Raw genomic sequence first — 20,010 nt, 5'->3', positions numbered from 1 at the left:
TATGCCCTTCAACATTGTACTTGTAGAACCCGAAATACCCAACAACACCGGAAATATTGGCAGATTGGCACTTGGCTCAGGGTCTACCTTACATCTCGTTAAACCATTTGGATTTGAGTTAAATGACAAACGCTTAAAACGTGCAGGACTTGACTACTGGCCTCATTTAGATGTACACATTTACGAAAGTCTGGACGACTTTTTGTCGCAACACGGTAAGCAAAATCTAATATTGTTTTCTAGTCATGGCACTAAAAATCACTGGTCCATTCCATTTGAGGATGGTCAATTTCTTGTTTTTGGCAAAGAATCCGTAGGCTTACCTTCCTCCTTGGTATCTTCGTACAAAGACAGTTTGTATAAAATTCCTCTTTATAGTGAACACATTCGAAGTTTAAACCTTGCCAATGCCGTAGGTATCGCGGTCTATGAAGGGCTTAAGAACATCCAATAAAGAAGAAAGTAATCACCTTCCATTACGACTGTTAGTTGACCATACTAAATTTCAAATTAGTCGATATTTATAAAAAAACGATTAACTTGAAGTATCTCATTGGTATTCAAAATTTTAACACGTTTGTCTATGAAAGATCCTGAAATGCTTTCCTTTATTCAAGGATTGCCAAAAACCGAACTCCATTTACATATTGAAGGCTCTTTTGAACCTGAACTTATGTTTAAGATTGCAAAACGCAATAACATTGAAATTAAATATGCCAATGTTGACGAAATTAAACAAGCCTATAGTTTCAATAATCTTCAAGAGTTTCTAGACATCTATTATGCCGGTGCTTCCGTCCTACTTACGGAGCAAGATTTTTATGATCTTACTTGGGCGTATTTGACAAAAGTTCATGAGCAAAACGTAAAACACGTAGAGATTTTCTTTGACCCTCAAACCCATACGGACCGTAACGTTCCTTTTGAATTCGTGTTAAACGGAATTTACAATGCACTAGAAGACGGTCAAAAACAATTGGGCATAAGTTTCAGGCTAATTATGAGTTTCTTGAGGCATCTAGATGAAGCTTCGGCCTTTAAAACCTTAGAACAGGCTTTACCCCATAAAGATAAAATTGTAGCCGTAGGATTGGATTCTTCGGAGGTGGGCAATCCACCCTCCAAATTTCAACGTGTCTTTGAAAAGGCCCTTAACGAAGGTTTTTTAACGGTAGCCCATGCCGGTGAAGAAGGCCCTTCGGAATATATCTGGGAAGCATTAGATTTACTAAAAGTCACACGAATTGACCATGGAAATCGGTGTCTTGATGATGCTGATTTGGTAAAAAGGTTGGTTGATCAACAAACACCACTTACCCTATGCCCTTTATCCAATCTTGAGCTTAAAGTTATTCAGGATTTAAAAGAATATGCACTGCCCACCATGATGGAACATAATTTACTGGTCACTATCAACTCTGATGACCCTGCTTATTTTGGTGGCTATATGAACGAGAATTTTTGGGGCATCACCAAGGCATTGAACCTTTCAAAAGTACAAATTGCAGAATTGGCAAAAAATGGGTTCAAAGCGAGTTGGTTATCAGAACAAGAAAAACAGGAGTTTCTAGAACAGATTGACCTATATCTAAAAAACAACTAACACCATATAGCCTTACTCTTTAAGCAGTATAGGTTACTTCGTAAAAACACAATTCACTACTTTTGCATAAATTCTTTTTAACAGACACAAAATGAGCAAAACAAAAATTGCACCTTCTCTTCTAGCGGCCGACTTTGGCAACTTACAGCGCGATATAGAAATGGTAAACAACAGTGATGCTGATTGGCACCATATTGATGTCATGGACGGCGTTTTTGTTCCTAATATATCATACGGCATGCCAGTTGTGAAAACAATTGCTGAGCATGCCACTAAGCCATTAGACGTGCATTTAATGATTGTTGACCCAGACCGCTATATTAAAACTTTTGCTGAATTGGGCGCAACACACCTTACGGTTCATTATGAAGCTTGCACGCATTTACACCGAACCATACAAGCTATAAAGGCGGAAGGAATGAAAGCTGGGGTAGCATTGAACCCACATACCAATGTTAACTTGCTTAAAAATATAATTAAAGATTTGGACATTGCTCTCATTATGAGCGTTAACCCTGGTTTTGGCGGACAAAGTTTTATAGAGAATACGTACGAAAAAATACACAACCTAAAGGAATTGATTAAAGAATCCGATGCCTCTACTTTGATTGAGGTTGATGGTGGGGTGAATTCCAAAAATGCCAAAGCCCTTATAAAAGCAGGAGCGGATATTCTTGTGGCAGGCAGCTTTATTTTTAAGACCGAAGACCCAACGAAAACAATTCAAGAACTTAAAAAATCTACGGATAGATGGAGCATTTTCGAGTTGTAATTATAGGTGGCGGACCTATAGGAATAGCATGCGCACTTGAAGCCCAAAAAAATGGATTGAACTATGTTATTCTTGAGAAAGGACCTATTGTAAATTCATTGTTCAACTATCCGCAGAACATGCAGTTTTTCTCTTCTTCGGAAAAGTTAGAAATAGATAACATTCCATTTATAAGCACAGAGGCAAAGCCTAAACGCAATGAAGCGCTAGAATATTACAGAAGGATAGTTACCTCCAATGATTTAAATATAAGGCTTTTTGAAAAAGTAAAAAACGTAGAAAAGACTCAGAATGGATTTTCGATCGTTTCCTCAAAAAATTCGTACACCGCGGACAAAGTTATTGTGGCTACCGGATTTTATGACTTACCAAATACGCTGAACATACCGGGAGAAGAATTACCTAAGATATCTCACTATTACAAAGACCCGCATTTTTATGCCAGTCAAAAACTGGCTGTTGTAGGCGCCAGTAATTCGGCTATTGATGCTGCTTTAGAATGTTACCGCAAAGGTGCCGAGGTTACTTTAATTATTAGAGGTGACGAAGTTGGCCCTAGGGTAAAATACTGGGTTCGTCCTGATATAATCAACCGTATTGAGGAGGGCAGTATTAAAGCCTACTTTAATTCCAAATTAACGGAAGTGCGGCAAAGTGAAATTGTAATTGATACTCCAGAAGGAACGGTTACCCTTCAGAACGACTTTGTATTGGCTTTGACCGGTTACATGCCCAATTTTGATTTTATAACCCATATGGGTATTAAACTTTCAGAGGACGCCAAGAAGCTACCTCAATATGACCCAGAAACCATGGAAACGAATGTTGCCGGCATTTACTTGGCCGGTGTTATTTGCGGTGGTATGGAAACCCATAAATGGTTTATTGAAAACTCTAGAATACATGCTAAAATGATAATTTCCTCCATTCTAAAGGAAAAAGAGATTAGCACTATATAACTACTTACCCCCGTTTTCAGGGGGTAACATTTCACGGTTACAGGTATATTTTTCGGTGGTGCAAAACATGACATTTGTACCACTAAAGAACCTGAACTATGAAATACATCTACCCAAAACTCCTGTTCATCTGTCTGGCTTTCGCCATCTATTGCAATAACAAATCAGATGAAACTAAAGATCAATCCAATTTAGGACAAACCAACCGGTATTCTTTATTAGTTCAACGCGGTGCTTTTCATTTTGATTCATTTAAAATTGTTAAGAACAAAATCTCGCATATTCCCGGTATTTCATCCAATTTTGAAACGGCAACTTACAATGAAAATAGTCAGACTTTTTTAGACAGTTTACAAACCTTAGGCTTTTTCAAAAAGCTAGAAGCTCAAGGTTTTTGGAACCTGAAAACCCACTATGGTTCAGAAACCTCATGTAATAGTCAACTTATCGTGACCCTGACTACAAATGGAAAATCAAAAACCGTAATTTGCGATGATTACCAAACGGATTGTCCCGAACTCATAAAATATATAGAGAAAAAAGTTGTTGAATTGGAAGGAAACGATTTAAAACGAATCTATTTACCAGGATAAAACCATACCGCTGAAAACAAAATATACATTTTATAATATACGTACGTCTGCCTTTTTAAAACTCGCAGTATTAGTAGTTTTGATGGCTTTTTCTGGCGTATCTGCACAAGAAGCTACCAATGATTCTGTTACAACTACGCAACCGCAACGTATAACTTTTTCTACCATTCCAAATAATCGGGAGGAGCCTTTGCAATCATATTATGATGCTCTAAAAAATGCAGATTTTGGAAGTCAACGGTTTTCCATATTTGAGCAATTAGCTGACCAACATATCACGAGAGGAAATACAGATTCTATCTTACACTATGGCAATCTCTACATCAAAGAATTGGGCAACTGGCAACAGCCAGACTCGTCAAAAACGTACCATTATGCTAAAGCACATTACTTTTTAGGCATAGGAAATCATTTTAATGGTCTTTTAGACAAATCTATTGAATGGCATATAAAAGGTCTTCAAGATGCAGAATCTACGAACTCCACTGAATTTCAATACCGGAATAAAATAGGTCTATCACACAACTACATCCTTAAATCAGAAACGGATAAAGCACTAATGATGCTTACCAAAGCCGTATTGAATTATGGAACAGAATTTCCAAAACTGACGATACAAGCCCATCTTCTTATGGGGAACGCCCATCTTTTTAAAAAAGAATATGACCTTGCCCGTACGGATTATGAAGAGGCATTGCGCATGGCAATGGACTTTAAAGTTGCAGAAAAAGAATTATCGGCCAAATTAAATTTAGCCAAACTTGCCGAAGCACAACAAGACTATGAAAAGGCATTTCAAGGATATGAATTCGTTAGAAACCAAGCTCTTGCCCAAGACTTTACTGCTATCTATTTTGAAGGTTCACTACTCTTAGCAAAACTGTACTATAAAGAGGAAATGTACAAAACCGCAAATATTGCATTGAGTTTTGCCTATATCAACGCTATAGATCGCGAAAACCTACAGTTTCAGAAAGAAGCATTAATTATACAAGCTAGAAGTTTTGCTAAGTTAGAAGACTACCAAAATGCCTATGCCGTAATGACACAACTCTCCAGTGTCAACCATCAAATAAATACCAAACAACAACGGGAAATCATAAAAGAACTCGAAATTCAATATGAAACTCTAGAAAAAGAAAAGGCCATTTCCAGCCTTGAAGAAGACCAACTCATCAAGGCTGCAGAACTCAAAAGGCAGAAGACCGTTCAAAAAGCATTTCTCATTGGCTTCCTCGTTATTCTAATACCCATAATTGCCCTACTCTATGTCTACTATCAAAAGATACAGACGCAAAGCGAATTGAACAAAAAGCAAGAAATAATTAGTCAACAAAAGGTTACTACGCTAAAGCAGGAACAAGAACTTAACCTTATTAAAGCATCTATTGACGGGCAAGATGAAGAGCGAAAAAGAATTGCCCAAGAGCTGCATGATAGTATTGGCGGCAATCTTGCTGGTATAAAGTTACAAGTAGCTTCCATGACCAATGAATCCGATAGATGGAAAGATATTAACGGACAATTGGACGAGACATATCAATTGGTACGGGACATTTCACACACGCTGATTCCCAAAAAGTTTAGACAAAATGCTTTTTCCGATTTGATACGGGAATATATTGTCTCTATTTCGCGTAGCGGAAAACTAAAAATAGGTTTTCACCCACATCCTGAAGTGGATATTAATGCGATTGACGATACGGTCCAAATGGAACTTTTTAAGATGATACAGGAGTTGATGACCAATACGTTAAAACATGCGGAAGCTTCTAAAGTAGACCTTCACCTGAGTCTTTTAAACCATGAGTTATCCTTACTTTTTGAAGACAACGGCAAAGGTTTTGACATTACAGCAACGAACCACGGTATCGGTTTTGAGAATATACGAAGTAGAATCACCCAACTCAACGGCACACTTCACATAGACTCAACACCCAACAGAGGAACCGTAATAGCTATTGAAATACCTATAAAAAAAATATCACATGAAATATAACCTCATCATAGCAGATGACCATAAAATGTTTATAGATGGTTTACTGAGTATCTTAAACGATGCCCCTGAATTTTCAGTAGCTACTACGGCTAAAAATGGTGCGCAGGTGGTTAAATATCTAGACATTAACGGTGCCAATGAACTTCACTTGCTCATTACCGACCTCAGCATGCCGGAAATGGATGGCATTGAACTGAACCGAATAGTAAAGGAAAAATATCCTACCCTAAAAACATTGGTAGTAAGTATGCATATTGATGGAGGAATGATAGAGAAACTCATTCAAAACAATGTAGATGGTTACGTTCCTAAAAATGCTGAAAAAGACGAGCTTTTAACGGCTATGCGAACCGTTGTAAAAGGCGAAAAGTACTTTTCACAAGAAGTAAAACGTGCCTATACAGACGCCATGTTCGAAAACAAAAAGCAAGAAAAGGTTCATCTAACCGACCGTGAAAAAGAGGTACTTAAACTTATTGCGGATGAATATACCACACAAGAAATTGCAGATGAACTCTTTCTGAGCAAACACACCATAGAGAGCTATCGTAAGAACCTCATTTCAAAACTACAGGTAAAAAATTTAGCTGGTCTTACCAAACACGCTATTAAAATTGGCCTTTTAGATTCTTAGTTAAACAAAGATTAAAATCAAGGTTAGAACGAGTCCGCCTAAAGCAAAATAGAGCCCTTTTTTGAATATGGGAGCACTGGGTCTGAACATCCAAAAAGCAGATATCACAAAGAAGAGAAGTGATGCTCCAAAGAAAATATTCAAGAAAAACAAAGGTTGACTAGAAGTTGCTTTGTGTATTTTGGCCATTTTACCCAAAACAAAAGGTAAATTCTTCTGAGTATATGAGGCAACACCTGTTGTACTATTATAGGAACCGCCTTCAAAATGAACAATGCCTCCCTCCTCTTTCTCTATTTTAAAGTGTTTAATTTTTAGGACCTTGCCTACATCTTCTGCCTTTAGACCTGGCTTTATTGTTTTTTCTACCGCCACTTCTTTCTTAAGAAAATCAGTATCTCTAAAAATCAAAATAATGCCGCTCATAGCATACATAGCCATTATACCTGCCAAGAAAAAGCCCAAATACCTGTGATAGGTACGCATCTTCTCTTCTGTTTTTCTTCCCATAATTTTATTTGGTCTGTTAGTTTATCTTCTTCTACCTGAATATTCCATGGCTTCACCTTTACCGAAACCATAGCTAAAGCCAAAAGTAATAAACCTACCTCTCTGTCTACGACTATATGTTGAAAAAGTATCTTGTATTGTTTCAGTTTCATTTACCCTTGAGGCAAATACATCTCTTACACTAAAGTTTACGACACCTTTACCCTTTAATATTTTCTTGCGCGCACCAAGGTCTAAAAACAAATTATCACTGGTATTACCTTGTACGGTTTCATAGCTACTCTGGTAATTTCCTGTAGTTTCAAAATCAATATCCGCAGGTAATTTAATTTTCGCCATAAGTTTGCCTGACCATCTATCAGCATTAAAATCAAACACTTGAGAACCTAGGCTCCCATCTCTCACAAACCTATTATAATTTATATCCGTAGTTGCGGTAAACCATTTAACCGGACTATATTTTCCATTAAACTCAACACCTGTGGCTTTATTGGTTCCAATATTTTCTGGTTTGCTAATGTTCACATCTCCCTCTAACGTATTAATAGACTCAATTACTTCTGTAGTATAGCGGTGATAAACGCTAAAATTAAGCGATGCTTTTCCTATGATATAAATACTAGTAACCTCATAAGAGTCTGTAAATTCTGGTTGTAAATCTGGATTACCCTGGCGGATATTAAAATTGTTTCTAATATTGAAAAACGGATTCAAATCCCACAAATCCGGACGATACACTCTTCGTGAATACCCTGCCTGAATAGAAACTTTATCATTAAATTTATAGGAAGTATGTGCACTGGGGAAAAGATTTGTATACTTCTGTTCATTCTTTTCATTGGTATTTTTCAACAATGTATTAAGATTGGTCTGCTCCGCACGCACTCCGGCCTTAACTCCCCATTTACCACTTTCGTAAGCACCCGTTCCATAAATTGCCAAGACTTTTTGATCATACTCAAATACGTTGGTTAAATTAGGGTTGGATACATAAACCTCATTTTCTAAATCATCTACCTCATAGTCATTACTTACATCGTTCATTACATATTGACCTCCTGTCTCCATGGTCCACTCCTCATTAAAAGGCCTTGTGTAATCTAACTTAAAAGTATATTCAGCCTCCTTAAATTCGGTCCGTGTACGTTGCACAGCATCTTGGTCTTCTCCCGAAATGGTCAAATCTTCAAAATCAGAAGACTGGTCCTTTCCAAAGAAATTACCCAAAGCACTGAACAAAAGGTCATGGTCTTCGTGGTCTTTAAAATCGCTTTTATACTGAAGCTCGTATTGATATTTTGGGTTTGTTGCTTCAGTAGTTTCCGTACGTTCCCATTCCGAAACTAATTGGTTATCCGCATCCCTAGATTCATAATTGGTTTGTGAAGGTTGGTCCTCTATTTCATAGGCAAAATTCCCCGAAAGGGTTAATACATTATTTTCATTAATGTAATAATCCGTCCCTAGAATAATATTATAAAACTCTTCGTTCCTATACTCCTTACCTTTTGAGAAAATTGAAGTACCACTAACCAGATTCCTGTTAATATTCTCTCTATCGTCCGGTAATTCTCTATATCCAGCTCCCAACTGACTAAATAGATTGAAGCGTTCCGTACGGCGATTGAGACTTAAACCAAAACTATGATTGTCCGGAGACCCCGTATTTAAGCTAATAGATCCATTAAATCCTTCACGTTCTTCTTTCTTTATGACAATATTAATGATTCCCGAAGTACCCTCCGCATCATATTTCGCCGAGGGGTTGGTAATAACCTCCACCCGTTCAATCATATCTGAAGTAATCGTACCCAAGGCATTCCCACCTTCTCCCGTAAGAATGGACGGTTTCCCGTTGATTAGAACTTGTACCCCTTGGCTTCCGCGTAAGCTTATTTGCCCTTCAATATTGACGTTCACCGAAGGTACATTGTTCAGCACCTCTAATGCACTGGCTCCCGTGCTGCTAATATCCTTGCCTACGTTAAAAACACGTTTATCTAGTTTAAACTGTGTCCGGGATACCTCTCCGGCAACAACAACTTCAGACAGTTGTTGGGCATCTGCTGCCAGTGTTATTTTCTTTAAATCGATTTTACCGTTTGCGGGCACGAGGTTATCAAATCTTTTTTTCTCAAAGCCTATAAAACTAATTTCAACGAAGAAGTCCTGTGCATCCGTTTTTAAACTAAACGAACCATCATCTAAAGTGGTGGTTCCCGTAATTCCTTTTTGTGTGGCTTTATCGCCAATCAGTACCGTAGCAAATGCCACGGGCTGTCCGCCGGTTTCCACGACCGTACCTGTAATCTCGATCTCTCCATTTTGAGCCTGGCTCATATTCGCTAGAAAAAGCGTTAAAAGAAGTGGCAAAAAAGTAGTGGTAAATTTTAGATGCATGGTAAAAGTTGTTTGGAATATAAAAGTGCATAAAAAAAGTATCTGACCGAACTCAATAACATCAATTTAACAATTTTAACAATCGCTCTAACCGCTGAATTCTATGCCTTTACACGCTGTACTCAATCCCATTTCATATGCTGTAAACGCACTGCGTTAAGAATTGCCAACAATGCCACACCCACATCTGCAAAAACGGCCTCCCACATGGTAGCCATACCAGAAGCACCCAAAAGCAGAACAAAAGCTTTGACACCAAAAGCAAGAGCTATATTCTGCCAAACGATACGTCTTGTGGATTTTGCTATTTCTATGGCCTGTGCCACTTTGGTAGGCTGATCGGTCTGTATGATAACATCGGCCGTTTCTATGGCTACATCACTGCCCAGACCACCCATTGCGATACCCACATCACTAGCTGCCAACACTGGCGCATCATTAATTCCATCTCCTACAAACGCTACAGTAGCTCTAGGCTTCTTTTTTAGACGCTCTACTTCGTCCAGTTTGTCTTCGGGCAAGAGGCCGCCTTTGGCATTTTTTATATTTAGTTTTTTTGCTACCCCTTGGGTGATGGCATCCGTATCACCGGAAAGCATTATTATATTAGTGATGCCCGTCTTTTTCATTTCCAGAACGGCCTGTCCGGCATCGTCCTTCAACTCATCCGCAATGGTTACATACCCCACAAATACATCATCAATGGCTATCATAACTAAACTGTCCGCTATAGCCAATGCAGTATCGGGTACTCTTATGCCATGAGCAGTCAATAAAGTTTCATTACCTGCAAAGACCGTTTTACCGTTAACGGTACCTTTTAGCCCCATGCCGGCTACTTCGGTAACCTCCGTTGCGCTAAACCCTAAATCTTCCTTCAAATGAAAGTCCATTATGGCTTTGGCTATCGGGTGTGTAGATTGTGACTCCAGAGCTGCGAGGTAGTTCATTAGCTCATTTTGGGTGATTGTGCTTTCATTTTGTCCATTTCCATGTAATACAATATCCCTGATTTTAAACACCCCTTTGGTCACCGTTCCCGTTTTATCCATCGCTATGGTATTCAGCTTGGTCATGGTATCCAAAAACGAGGCCCCTTTAAACAGAATACCATTCCTAGATGCCGCACCCAATCCCCCAAAATATCCCAAGGGAATAGAGATGACCAGCGCACAAGGGCATGAAATCACTAAAAACACCAATGCCCGGTACAACCAATCCTGAAAAACATATATTTCTACGAAAAAATAGGGCAACAGGGTAAGTGCAATTGCCAAATACACTACGATAGGTGTATAAATCCTAGCAAATTTTCTTATGAAAAGCTCCGTCTTAGACTTCCTTGCCGTAGCATTCTGAACCATATCTAGAATACGGGCAATGGAACTATCTTTAAACTCCTTGGAACTTTCCACTTCCACCACACCATCCAAATTGATGCTGCCCTCAAATACTTTAGCTCCTTTAATAGCGGATGTGGGTTTGCTTTCCCCGGAAATGGCGGCGGTGTTCAAACTTGCCTTTTCGGATAACAAGATGCCGTCTATGGGTATCTTCTCCCCTACACGTACCTGAACTTTTTCCCCGATTTTGACTTCGTCCGGTACTACGGTTACATACTCCTCATTGCGAAAAACTCGCGCCTCGTTGGGCCGGACGTCCAATAAGGCCTGGATATTGCCTTTTGCCCTAGACACGGCCGCATCTTGAAACAGTTCACCAACAGCATAAAATAACATTACCGTGACGCCTTCTGGATACTCCCCCAGTACAAAAGCACCTACAGTAGCTACGGTCATTAGAAAAAATTCCGTAAAAAACTGTCCCTTTAAAATAGCGTTCCAGCCCATTTTCATAACGGGAAAACCCACAGGAATATAGGCCGCTACATACCAAATAAGGCGAACCCAACCCTGAAAGAATGGAACTTCAAAATAATCCATTGCCATACCGGCCAACAAAAGCGTAAAACTTAGGATAGCGGGCAGGTACGGGTTGTTACTCTTTTCCGTACTACAACTGTCACCAGAACCGCAACATCCCTCGTCCATTTCATGCGCATGTACGTCTGTTGTATCTGTCTTTCTATTCTCTCTCATCATTTAAAAATTTGAGCTACCAACCCGTTCCCAACTGGTTTCAATAGTTTAAAATAAACCTGATTTTAAGAATATAACCCATCTCAAAACCATTAATTATTAGCCTTATCGTTCTCTATGATTTTAATTTTCTCAGTGGCTATGTTCTGCCTCCCCTTTTTTCATTTCCGCCATTAAATAATAGGCATTATTAAAAGCAAATCTAGCGGAGTCATTAATTTCTTTGAAAAAATCTATAGCCACCCAACCATCATCTACGCTTCCTATAGTAACCTCATACGGAACAAAACTAAATGCATCGCCCTCTTCCTCTACGGTAAATACAAAACTCTTATTTCCGTCTTTGGCAATGGCACTTTCTGGAATTGCCTTCACATCATTATTAGCCACTTGAATCCTGCCTTTTATATACATTCCAGGAATTAAGTTTCCCTCTTTATTCTCAATCTCTGCATGCACATGTAGCGCTTTTGGACTTTTCTCAAAGGTTTTACCAATGGAATAAATCTCAGCGATCAACTCCTTTTCACCCAAAGATTGTACATAAAACTTAACCGTTTGCCCCTCTTTAATCTTATACACATCTTTCTCAAAAACCATAAGATCAGCATGCACGTGGTGTGTATCCACTACTTCAAAAAGATGGGCTTGGGGATCTACATATTGTCCCGTTTTCACATTTACCTTTTGTACGTGCCCTTCAATAGGACTGCGCAGTGCCACCCGCTGGTAAATAGTTCCCTTTTGTACACCTGCGGCGTTTATATTCAATTGCTTTAATTGTGCAGCCATACCCCTCACCTTTCCTCTGGATGCTTGGTACTCGGCCTCAGCTTTCTGAAAATTTAGTCCGCTACCTACGCCTGCATCATACAGTTTTTTCTGGCGCTCGTATTCTTTTTTCAAAAACTGGCTATTGCTAAAAGCGTTTAAATAATCCGTTTGTTTTTGAATGATGTTCGGGTGAGAAAGATAGGCTACCGTCTGGCCCTTTTCAATTTTATCACCTTCTATCACTTCTATAGCTACCACGTTTGCCCCTACTACAGAAGTTATTGCTGCTTCGTTCTGTGGCGGCACTTCTAATTGCCCGTTTGCCTCAACGTAACCGCTCATATTCCGCATATGCAAAGTATCCGTCTGCATTTGTAAAGCTTCATATTGCTGTTCATTGAGCATTACCTCTTCTTTTCCTTCTTCGTGTTTGCCAGTTTCTTCATGGCCATGATTTGATTCACTCCCATTTTCTTTCGTTTGGCTATCACCACAAGAGGTAAGACCTAACATCAAAACGAACAGTGTAACTGCAATGTATTTATATAGATTTTTCATGTTTTTATTGATTGAAATATTGTAGTTCGTATATAGATTCTAAGTAGTTGTCCAACGCATCAAAGCCATCCATTTCTGTTTGAATGGCATCCCGTATAATTTGGGTAAAGCCCACATAGTCTACCGCACCTTCTTTATAGGCCAATAATGCACCTTTGTGTTGTTCTGCGGAAAGGGGAAGCGCCTCATTTGTATAGAACAACCATGACGTTTTCCATTTTTGATAGGAAGTTAAAGCTTGTCTATATTCTGACATTAACTGGCGTTGTTCAAAATCTGCATTTGTTTTTACTATCTCTTTATTGATTTTAGCCGATTTTTTCCGACTGCGAACCGTACCCGAAAAAAACGGAACCGTAATACCTGCTTGATAACTATAAAAACCATCATCTCCATTTACTTGCTGAAGCCCACCTTGCAGATTGATTTTAGGCAACAATCCTGCCTGCGCTGCTTTAAAATCGGCCTGGGCTTCATCAATTTGTTTCTCTAAAAGTTGGTATTTAGGGTGATTTTTTAAATCTGGATGTATCTCAAACACCGTATCTATTTCATCTCCCAGAACATCTGAAACTGTATAATACGTTTCCGAAGCCAACCAAAGATTAAACTGCTGCAAGGCAATAGCATAATCACCTTGAGCCTGTTGAAATTTGTTTTTCATCTGCAAGGCCTGATTCATTGCAGAAGTATATTCCAACTTTGAAATTGCCTCTACCTCATAGTTAAGTTCAATCGCTTTTTCAAACTGATTATAGACCGAATCTAACTCCTGATACAAGAGGTATCCCTTTTTAGCTTTGTAAACTCTAGCCCAAGCTTTCTTCACTTCTTGCTCTACCTGAAGTTCTGAAAGTTCATACGCAGCCTCTGCCAGTGCAACACGCTGTTTATACAAACGTTTTTTAGCATGGATACCGAACACATCTATATTTTGTTGCCCCACACCAACCAAGGTATACACGCCACGGTCATCCGATATTTCTTCGCCACTGCTATACAGCCAAGTATTTCCGAAATCATATATTTCTGCTTTCTGCGAAGTCCGTCGTTCTATTTCTAACTGACCTGATTTTAACAATGGGTAGTTCTGTTTAGCTATCTCTACTGCTTTCTCTAGAGAAACAATAGGTAGTGAAGTTTCAGTTTCTTGGGAATATCCGTTGAATGTCACAGTCATAAAACCTACAATAAGTAGCGCCGTTTTAAGCTGTGGATTTAATTTTAGTTTTCGTTCTTCCCTGTTTTCTACCCACTGATAAAAAATAGGAAGTATAAAAAGCGTCAATAAAGTTGAGGTTAGCAGCCCCCCGATAACCACGGTAGCCAAAGGACGTTGTACCTCAGCTCCCGCAGAAGCAGAAATTGCCATAGGGAGAAAGCCCAAAATATCCGTAAAAGCGGTTAACATTATAGGGCGAATACGCCGTTTTGTACCCGCTATAATTCGGTCTTTTAGATTGGTAACACCTTCTTCTTTCAGCTCGTTCAATCCACTTACCATAACCAGTCCGTTCAGCACTGCGACTCCAAAAAGCACAATAAAACCTACTCCCGCGGAAATACTAAAAGGCATATCTAGCAGCCATAAAGCAAATACGCCCCCAATAGTTGCCATAGGAATAGCCAAATAAATCATAATCGTTTGAGGTAGGGATTTTAAAGCGAAATAAATAAGGATAAAGATAAGTAGCAGCGCTATGGGCACTACCATTTGTAATTTTGCAATTGCCCTTTCTAAATTCTCAAAAGCACCTCCGTAACGAATAAAATATCCGGCAGGTAATTTGAATTCCGCATCTAGCTTTTCCTGAATATCCAACACAACGGACTTTACATCTCGATCCCTTATATTAATACCTACATAAGTTCTGCGGTTAGTATTGTCCCTACTTATCTGCATTGGTCCGGGTTCATAACTTACGATCGCCAATTCCCGAAGTGGAATCTGAGACCCATCTTCAAGATTTACGAACAGGTTTTGCACATCTTCAATACTATTCCGGTTTTCTTCTTTTAAGCGCACCACTAAATCAAATCGTTTTTCGCCTTCAAAAATCACTCCTGCCTTTCCACCTGCAAAAGCAGCCTGCACCAAACTATTCAGTTGATTTACACCAATACCATACTGCGCCAACTTGCTTCGGTTGTAATGAATGGTAATTTGCGGAAGTCCATCCGTTGCCTCCACCTTCATATCTGCTACACCGGGAATGTTTGCTATAAGCTTCCCCATTTCTTCGGCCTTACTGGCCAAAACCTGCATATCTTCCCCAAAAATCTTAATGGCTACATCTTCTCTAACCCCAGTAATAAGCTCATTAAAACGCATTTCTATAGGTTGGGTGAATTCATAATTCACCCCAGGCAAAATACTAATGGCTTCTTTAATATCATTTATAAGATCTTCCTTGCTGCGCCCGGATTCCCATTCACTTTGTGGTCTTAAAATGGCAAAAACATCGGCAATATCCATAGGCATGGGATCCGTGGGAACATCTGCTACCCCGATCCTACTTATGACCCGTTTTACTTCGGGGAATTTTGCTTTGACTATTTGCTCAACCTTGGTTGTTGTTTTTATACTCTCACTTAATGAACTGCCCGGTTTTAGAATGGCATGAAAAGCAATATCGCCCTCATCCAATTGTGGAATAAACTCCCCTCCCATTCTGGTGAAAGCGAAAAGGGCCAACAAAAATAAAACTACTGCCGTACCAATAATCAGTTTTGATTTTGCCAATGACTTCAATAACAACGGTTGATAGCCTCTTTCTACCCAATGCACAAAACGGTCTCCATACGAGTTTTTATCCGACTTTGGAGGTCTTAAAAATAAAGCCGAAATCATGGGTACGTACGTAAGGCACAATAGCATGGCTCCAATCATCGCGAAAATAAAAGTAAGTGCCATAGGGCGGAACATCTTACCCTCTACTCCTTCTAAAGCCAAAATGGGCAGAAAAACAATAAGAATAATCAACTGCCCAAAAAAGGCAGCGTTCATCATTTTCTTTGAGGCCGTTGCGGAAATCTCATCGCGCTTTTCTGCTGTAATAGTGTTCTTTTTAGTTACATAAGAATACATGAGAAAGACCGTGCCTTCCACTATAATAACCGCACCATCTACGATAATACCAAAATCTATGGCACCAAGACTCATTAGATTCGCCCAGACATCAAAAACATTCATAAGAATAAAAGCGAAAAGTAATGACAACGGTATGGTAGACGCCACAATAAGTCCGCCACGCCAATTGCCCAACAAGAGCACCAGAACAAAAATTACGATGAGTCCACCTTCTAAAAGGTTGCCCGTAACCGTACCCGTAGTCTCCGCTATTAACTCACTACGATCAAGAAAAGGCTCTACTTTTACACCCTCTGGTAAGGAGTGCTGAATCTGGTCCATTCGTTCAATAACATTTTCAATTACTTCATTAGAATTGGCACCTTTTAGCATGAGAATCATACCACCAACAGCCTCGCCTTTTCCGTCTTTGGTAAGCGCGCCATATCGTACGGCGCTCCCCATACGTACCTCGCCAACATCTTTTATTTTAATAGGGACACCACCTACGGTTTTCACCACCATATTTTCAATATCCGAAACGGTTCTGGCCAAACCTTCGCCCCTAATAAAATTAGCCTGATGGTTGCGTTCTATATAGGCACCACCCGTATTTTGGTTGTTTTTCTCCAAAGCGGAAAACACCTCGGATATAGAAATATCAATAGCCCGCAACTCACTGGGGTCTACCGTTACCTCATATTGTTTTTGATTTCCACCAAAGGCATTTACCTCTACCACACCCGGCACCATAGCCATTTGCCTGCGGATAATCCAATCTTGAAAAGTCCGCAAATCGGTAATGGAATATTGGTCTTTATATGCTTCTTCTACTTCAAGAACATATTGATAAATTTCACCTAGACCTGTAGAAATAGGCCCCATAAAAGGCTTACCAAACCCTGCTGGAATCTGTTCTTGAACTTCCGGTAGTTTTTCGGCCACAAGTTGCCTGGGCAGATACGTACCCACCTCATCATTAAAAACTATGGTAACTACGGACAGCCCAAAACGGGAAACCGAGCGAATTTCTTCTACATTAGGCAAATTGCTCATGGCCACCTCCACCGGATACGTTACAAATTGCTCTATATCTTCAGTACCCAAATTGGGCGACTGTGTAATGACCTGCACCTGATTGTTGGTAATATCTGGTACCGCATCTATGGGTACTTGAGTCATGCTGTAAATACCCGCACCAATCAGTGCCAGCGTAAACAGACCTACAATGAATTTATTATTGATTGAAAAATCAATGATTCTATTGATCATATGTATTGCTATAATTCAGTTAAAAAAATGGATATTTCCTTCGTGACGTGTAAACGTACAGGAATTAGGTAACGACTTAAAAAAAGCACATTACAACAGGATATAGGTATCCTCTAAAAAACTGAATTATACCCGGGGAGGTTGTAGCAAGTTGTAAAGAATATCTTTGCCCATACTATCAAAATGGACAAGCTCTTGCTGAGAAATTAGGGGTTGAAAAGGCTCAAAACGAAAAATCTCAAAATTTACCGTATGTGTATGACAGCAATGACATTGACAAAAAGGCGAACACAAATCATTATCTGTATGCCCGTGGCTATCACCACCGTCTGAAATAACGGCGACCTCATCTCCAGAAACAGGTTCTGCATCGCTACATGGCATAACATTCAGTGCCAAAAAATAAAGGGACAGTATGAGGGTCAATAACTTCACTACTCAAAGATAATAAGATTATGAATGTTCCTACATTTTATTTCACACAAAAAACTTAGAAGGTTTCTTGTAAATCCAGAACCGTTTGCAAACATATATTATGCATATACTATACTTCTAGATCTTTTTATATCCCTTAAAAATAGGAGATTATGTATATCTTAGAGGTATAGATGAAATATAGTTACTAGTGACTATATATAGTTGTTAGCTGTAATTATAAAAAAACATTTTATTGAAAATAACCAAAGCCATTTTATTAACCTTATTGGTAACAGTAATCTATTATATTCCACAAGGAATTTTAGTATTACTTGTAAAATACACAAATTGGGATATCAACCTGTTTAACCCAATGTTCGATATTGTTTGGAGTTTATCTACTGTAATGGCTTATTTGTTAGTTTTTTATCTGTTTTGGAAACCTAAACCACATTATTCCAATATTTTGGACACAAATGGACTAAACTATAATCTAATTCCCTTCTTAATTCTAAGTGCAATTGGACTAGGGTTTGTCGGACAACCATTTTGGGATTATAATCGGTTAATTGAATATTTTCAAAATGCCAGTTTTGAACCAATCACTAGGAATTATGGAGAATTAAATTTCGAATATGGTTATACTATGCTTAGTACATTAATAATTGCTCCAATATTTGAGGAACTGTTTTATAGAAAGTTTTTATTTTCAAAGCTTCAAGAAAAGTATCAATTATATCTCGCAATAATTATATCGAGTGTTTGCTTCTCCGCAATACATTTTGAAACTCTTAGCAATCTTATACCGTCATTTTTATTTGGTATAGTCAGTTGCTTAATATATTTTAAAACAAAAAAAATTAGTTATTCTATTTTACTACACTTCATCAACAACCTTTTCGTAACCTTAATTAACACTCGTTATGGTGAACCATTTTTTAATTGGTTAGACAGTCTGAAATATGATGTTTTATACTGGGCTTTGTTTACTTTTGGTATTTTGATAACGATATTAGGGGTAAAAAAAATAACTACAGCTAACACAACCTAAACGTAATGCGGGCTTTAGGGCAAAAACGAAAGGTCTGTGTATATTTATAGAGTCGCCAAATCTTTGGGATTTAGCTTTGGACAAGAAAAAATAAAACTAAACCAAAAGCTTTAGCTTCGTGCGCAGACGGAAACGAAAAGTTTCCTTACTACCGCACTACGCTTAGCCCAGCCGTTGGCATTAATTTTGAAAAAATGGAAAACAAGACTGCAAAGTTCATTTTAAAAACCATTATACTTTTCCCAATCGGATTTGCATTTTGGACTCTTACAAACGGATTTGACCCTAATCATTGGGTTATTCCTGTAATTGCAGGATTCGTTGGCTCGTTCGGAATCGTATTTTGGCAACTATTCGATTATGAAAAGTATGACGAAATTCAGTACGTGGACTTTTTGGAATCAAAACATTCTCTGGTAGCAGATAAAAATAGCGAAAACTGGAATGAAATAAATGAAATGATCAAAAATCCATTTGTAAAACTAAAAGTTCTTGAGAAAACGGAAGATACTTTGAAAGTTCAAATCGAGCGGAAATTTATTGATTCCATACTTACGGTAAATAGCACTCAAAACAATATTATAATGGAAATCGAGAAAAAATTCCTGAGTTTTTTACCAGATAACGCAGAAAATTATCGGACACTTAGAAAACTTGAGAAGAGACTAAAAATAACTCGGGAACAACCAAGCAAAACGCTTTTGGACGGCACTCAGACGTAAACGATACTCAGATGGACTTCTCACTCGACAGGAAAAACAAAGAGAAACTCCAAAGAATCATCTTACTCGAAAGGAAAAAACTAACGCCAACACAACCTATAAAAAATACGGGCTTCGGGCTTAATCGCTGGGTTTGCGTAATTTTATAAAGTCCGCAAAATCTTTGGGATTTTGCTTTAAACAAGGAAAAGAAAAAACAAAACAAAAAGATTTCTCTATGTGCTTGGCGGAAAGCAAACGCTAGTTTGCTGCCGTACTGTTCATAGGTACTGTGTTGTAAAACATTTAACCAAAAAAAACAGATTTAGAGGATTAGTAAGATAGATTCCTAAAACTGAACTTAAACAGTGCTATAAATAAAATTTCTGCTCTTATTACAAAATCAACCGATGAACTCTTTAAATTGTTGTGCCTAGATTACTACTCAGCTTTAACATTTTGCCAAAATAAAAACTTTAATTCAAAGTTTTACGGCAATTTTCAAATAAGTAAGTCCGTTTGAAAAGACGAATCGATTTATGGTTGTGCTTACAATTCCGGCTTTTATTAAGAAATCTGAACTTTCTTACACTTAAGC

General features: G+C 38.5%; 15 protein-coding genes. 9 read left to right on the top strand and 6 right to left on the bottom strand.

Going from position 1 to position 20,010, the window contains the following annotated elements; all coding sequences use genetic code 11:
* Position 1: 1 nt before the first annotated feature.
* From IWC72_RS10770 to IWC72_RS10740, 7 genes are all read left to right on the top strand, one after another.
* The gene (locus IWC72_RS10770; RefSeq protein ID WP_194526207.1) at positions 2-454 is read left to right on the top strand and encodes a tRNA (cytidine(34)-2'-O)-methyltransferase; all 453 of its coding nucleotides are present in this window, start codon (positions 2-4) and stop codon (positions 452-454) included.
* Positions 455-583: 129 nt separating this feature from the next.
* Positions 584-1,603, top strand: a complete 1,020-nt coding sequence (locus IWC72_RS10765) for an adenosine deaminase (protein WP_194529777.1) — start codon at positions 584-586, stop codon at positions 1,601-1,603.
* A gap of 91 nt (positions 1,604-1,694) precedes the next feature.
* A complete protein-coding gene (rpe, locus tag IWC72_RS10760; RefSeq protein WP_194529776.1) occupies positions 1,695-2,375 on the top strand; it encodes a ribulose-phosphate 3-epimerase in 681 nt (226 codons plus the stop codon).
* Positions 2,354-3,334: a YpdA family putative bacillithiol disulfide reductase gene (locus IWC72_RS10755; protein ID WP_194529775.1), complete on the top strand. Its 981-nt coding sequence runs from the start codon at positions 2,354-2,356 to the stop codon at positions 3,332-3,334. Before rpe ends, IWC72_RS10755 begins: the two co-directional genes overlap by 22 nt.
* A 98-nt stretch (positions 3,335-3,432) precedes the next feature.
* The gene (locus tag IWC72_RS10750) at positions 3,433-3,927 is read left to right on the top strand and encodes a hypothetical protein (RefSeq protein ID WP_194526203.1); all 495 of its coding nucleotides are present in this window, start codon (positions 3,433-3,435) and stop codon (positions 3,925-3,927) included.
* Positions 3,928-4,009: 82 nt separating this feature from the next.
* The gene (locus tag IWC72_RS10745) at positions 4,010-5,926 is read left to right on the top strand and encodes a tetratricopeptide repeat-containing sensor histidine kinase (RefSeq protein ID WP_194531136.1); all 1,917 of its coding nucleotides are present in this window, start codon (positions 4,010-4,012) and stop codon (positions 5,924-5,926) included.
* On the top strand, positions 5,916-6,560 hold the full coding sequence (locus IWC72_RS10740; RefSeq protein ID WP_194529774.1) for a response regulator: 645 nt from the start codon (positions 5,916-5,918) through the stop codon (positions 6,558-6,560). The genes IWC72_RS10745 and IWC72_RS10740 overlap by 11 nt, the downstream gene beginning before the upstream one ends.
* Here the strand turns inward: IWC72_RS10740 and IWC72_RS10735 are convergent, their stop codons facing one another.
* From IWC72_RS10735 to IWC72_RS10710, 6 genes are all read right to left on the bottom strand, one after another.
* On the bottom strand, positions 6,561-7,070 hold the full coding sequence (locus IWC72_RS10735) for a hypothetical protein (protein ID WP_194529773.1): 510 nt from the start codon (positions 7,068-7,070) through the stop codon (positions 6,561-6,563).
* Positions 7,071-7,091: 21 nt separating this feature from the next.
* Positions 7,092-9,470: an outer membrane beta-barrel family protein gene (locus tag IWC72_RS10730; protein ID WP_226968008.1), complete on the bottom strand. Its 2,379-nt coding sequence runs from the start codon at positions 9,468-9,470 to the stop codon at positions 7,092-7,094.
* A 122-nt stretch (positions 9,471-9,592) separates the two neighbouring features.
* Entirely contained in the window at positions 9,593-11,521 is a 1,929-nt protein-coding gene (locus tag IWC72_RS10725; RefSeq protein WP_226979696.1) for a heavy metal translocating P-type ATPase, read from the bottom strand.
* 180 nt (positions 11,522-11,701) lie between these two features.
* A complete protein-coding gene (locus IWC72_RS10720) occupies positions 11,702-12,901 on the bottom strand; it encodes an efflux RND transporter periplasmic adaptor subunit (protein WP_194529771.1) in 1,200 nt (399 codons plus the stop codon).
* A 4-nt stretch (positions 12,902-12,905) separates the two neighbouring features.
* Positions 12,906-17,243 (bottom strand): CusA/CzcA family heavy metal efflux RND transporter, encoded by a 4,338-nt coding sequence (locus IWC72_RS10715; protein WP_194529770.1) that lies wholly within the window; start codon positions 17,241-17,243, stop codon positions 12,906-12,908.
* A gap of 126 nt (positions 17,244-17,369) precedes the next feature.
* On the bottom strand, positions 17,370-17,678 hold the full coding sequence (locus tag IWC72_RS10710) for a DUF6660 family protein (RefSeq protein ID WP_194529769.1): 309 nt from the start codon (positions 17,676-17,678) through the stop codon (positions 17,370-17,372).
* 235 nt (positions 17,679-17,913) lie between these two features.
* On the opposite strand from IWC72_RS10710, the gene IWC72_RS10705 reads away from it, so the two are divergent.
* The gene (locus tag IWC72_RS10705) at positions 17,914-18,711 is read left to right on the top strand and encodes a CPBP family intramembrane glutamic endopeptidase (RefSeq protein WP_194529768.1); all 798 of its coding nucleotides are present in this window, start codon (positions 17,914-17,916) and stop codon (positions 18,709-18,711) included.
* 194 nt (positions 18,712-18,905) lie between these two features.
* On the top strand, positions 18,906-19,433 hold the full coding sequence (locus IWC72_RS10700) for a hypothetical protein (protein WP_194529767.1): 528 nt from the start codon (positions 18,906-18,908) through the stop codon (positions 19,431-19,433).
* The last annotated feature ends 577 nt before the right edge of the window (positions 19,434-20,010 follow it).

It is taken from the genome of Zobellia roscoffensis (assembly GCF_015330165.1).
Lineage (GTDB): Bacteria > Bacteroidota > Bacteroidia > Flavobacteriales > Flavobacteriaceae > Zobellia > Zobellia roscoffensis.
This window is presented reverse-complemented; position numbering and strand designations above follow the sequence as displayed.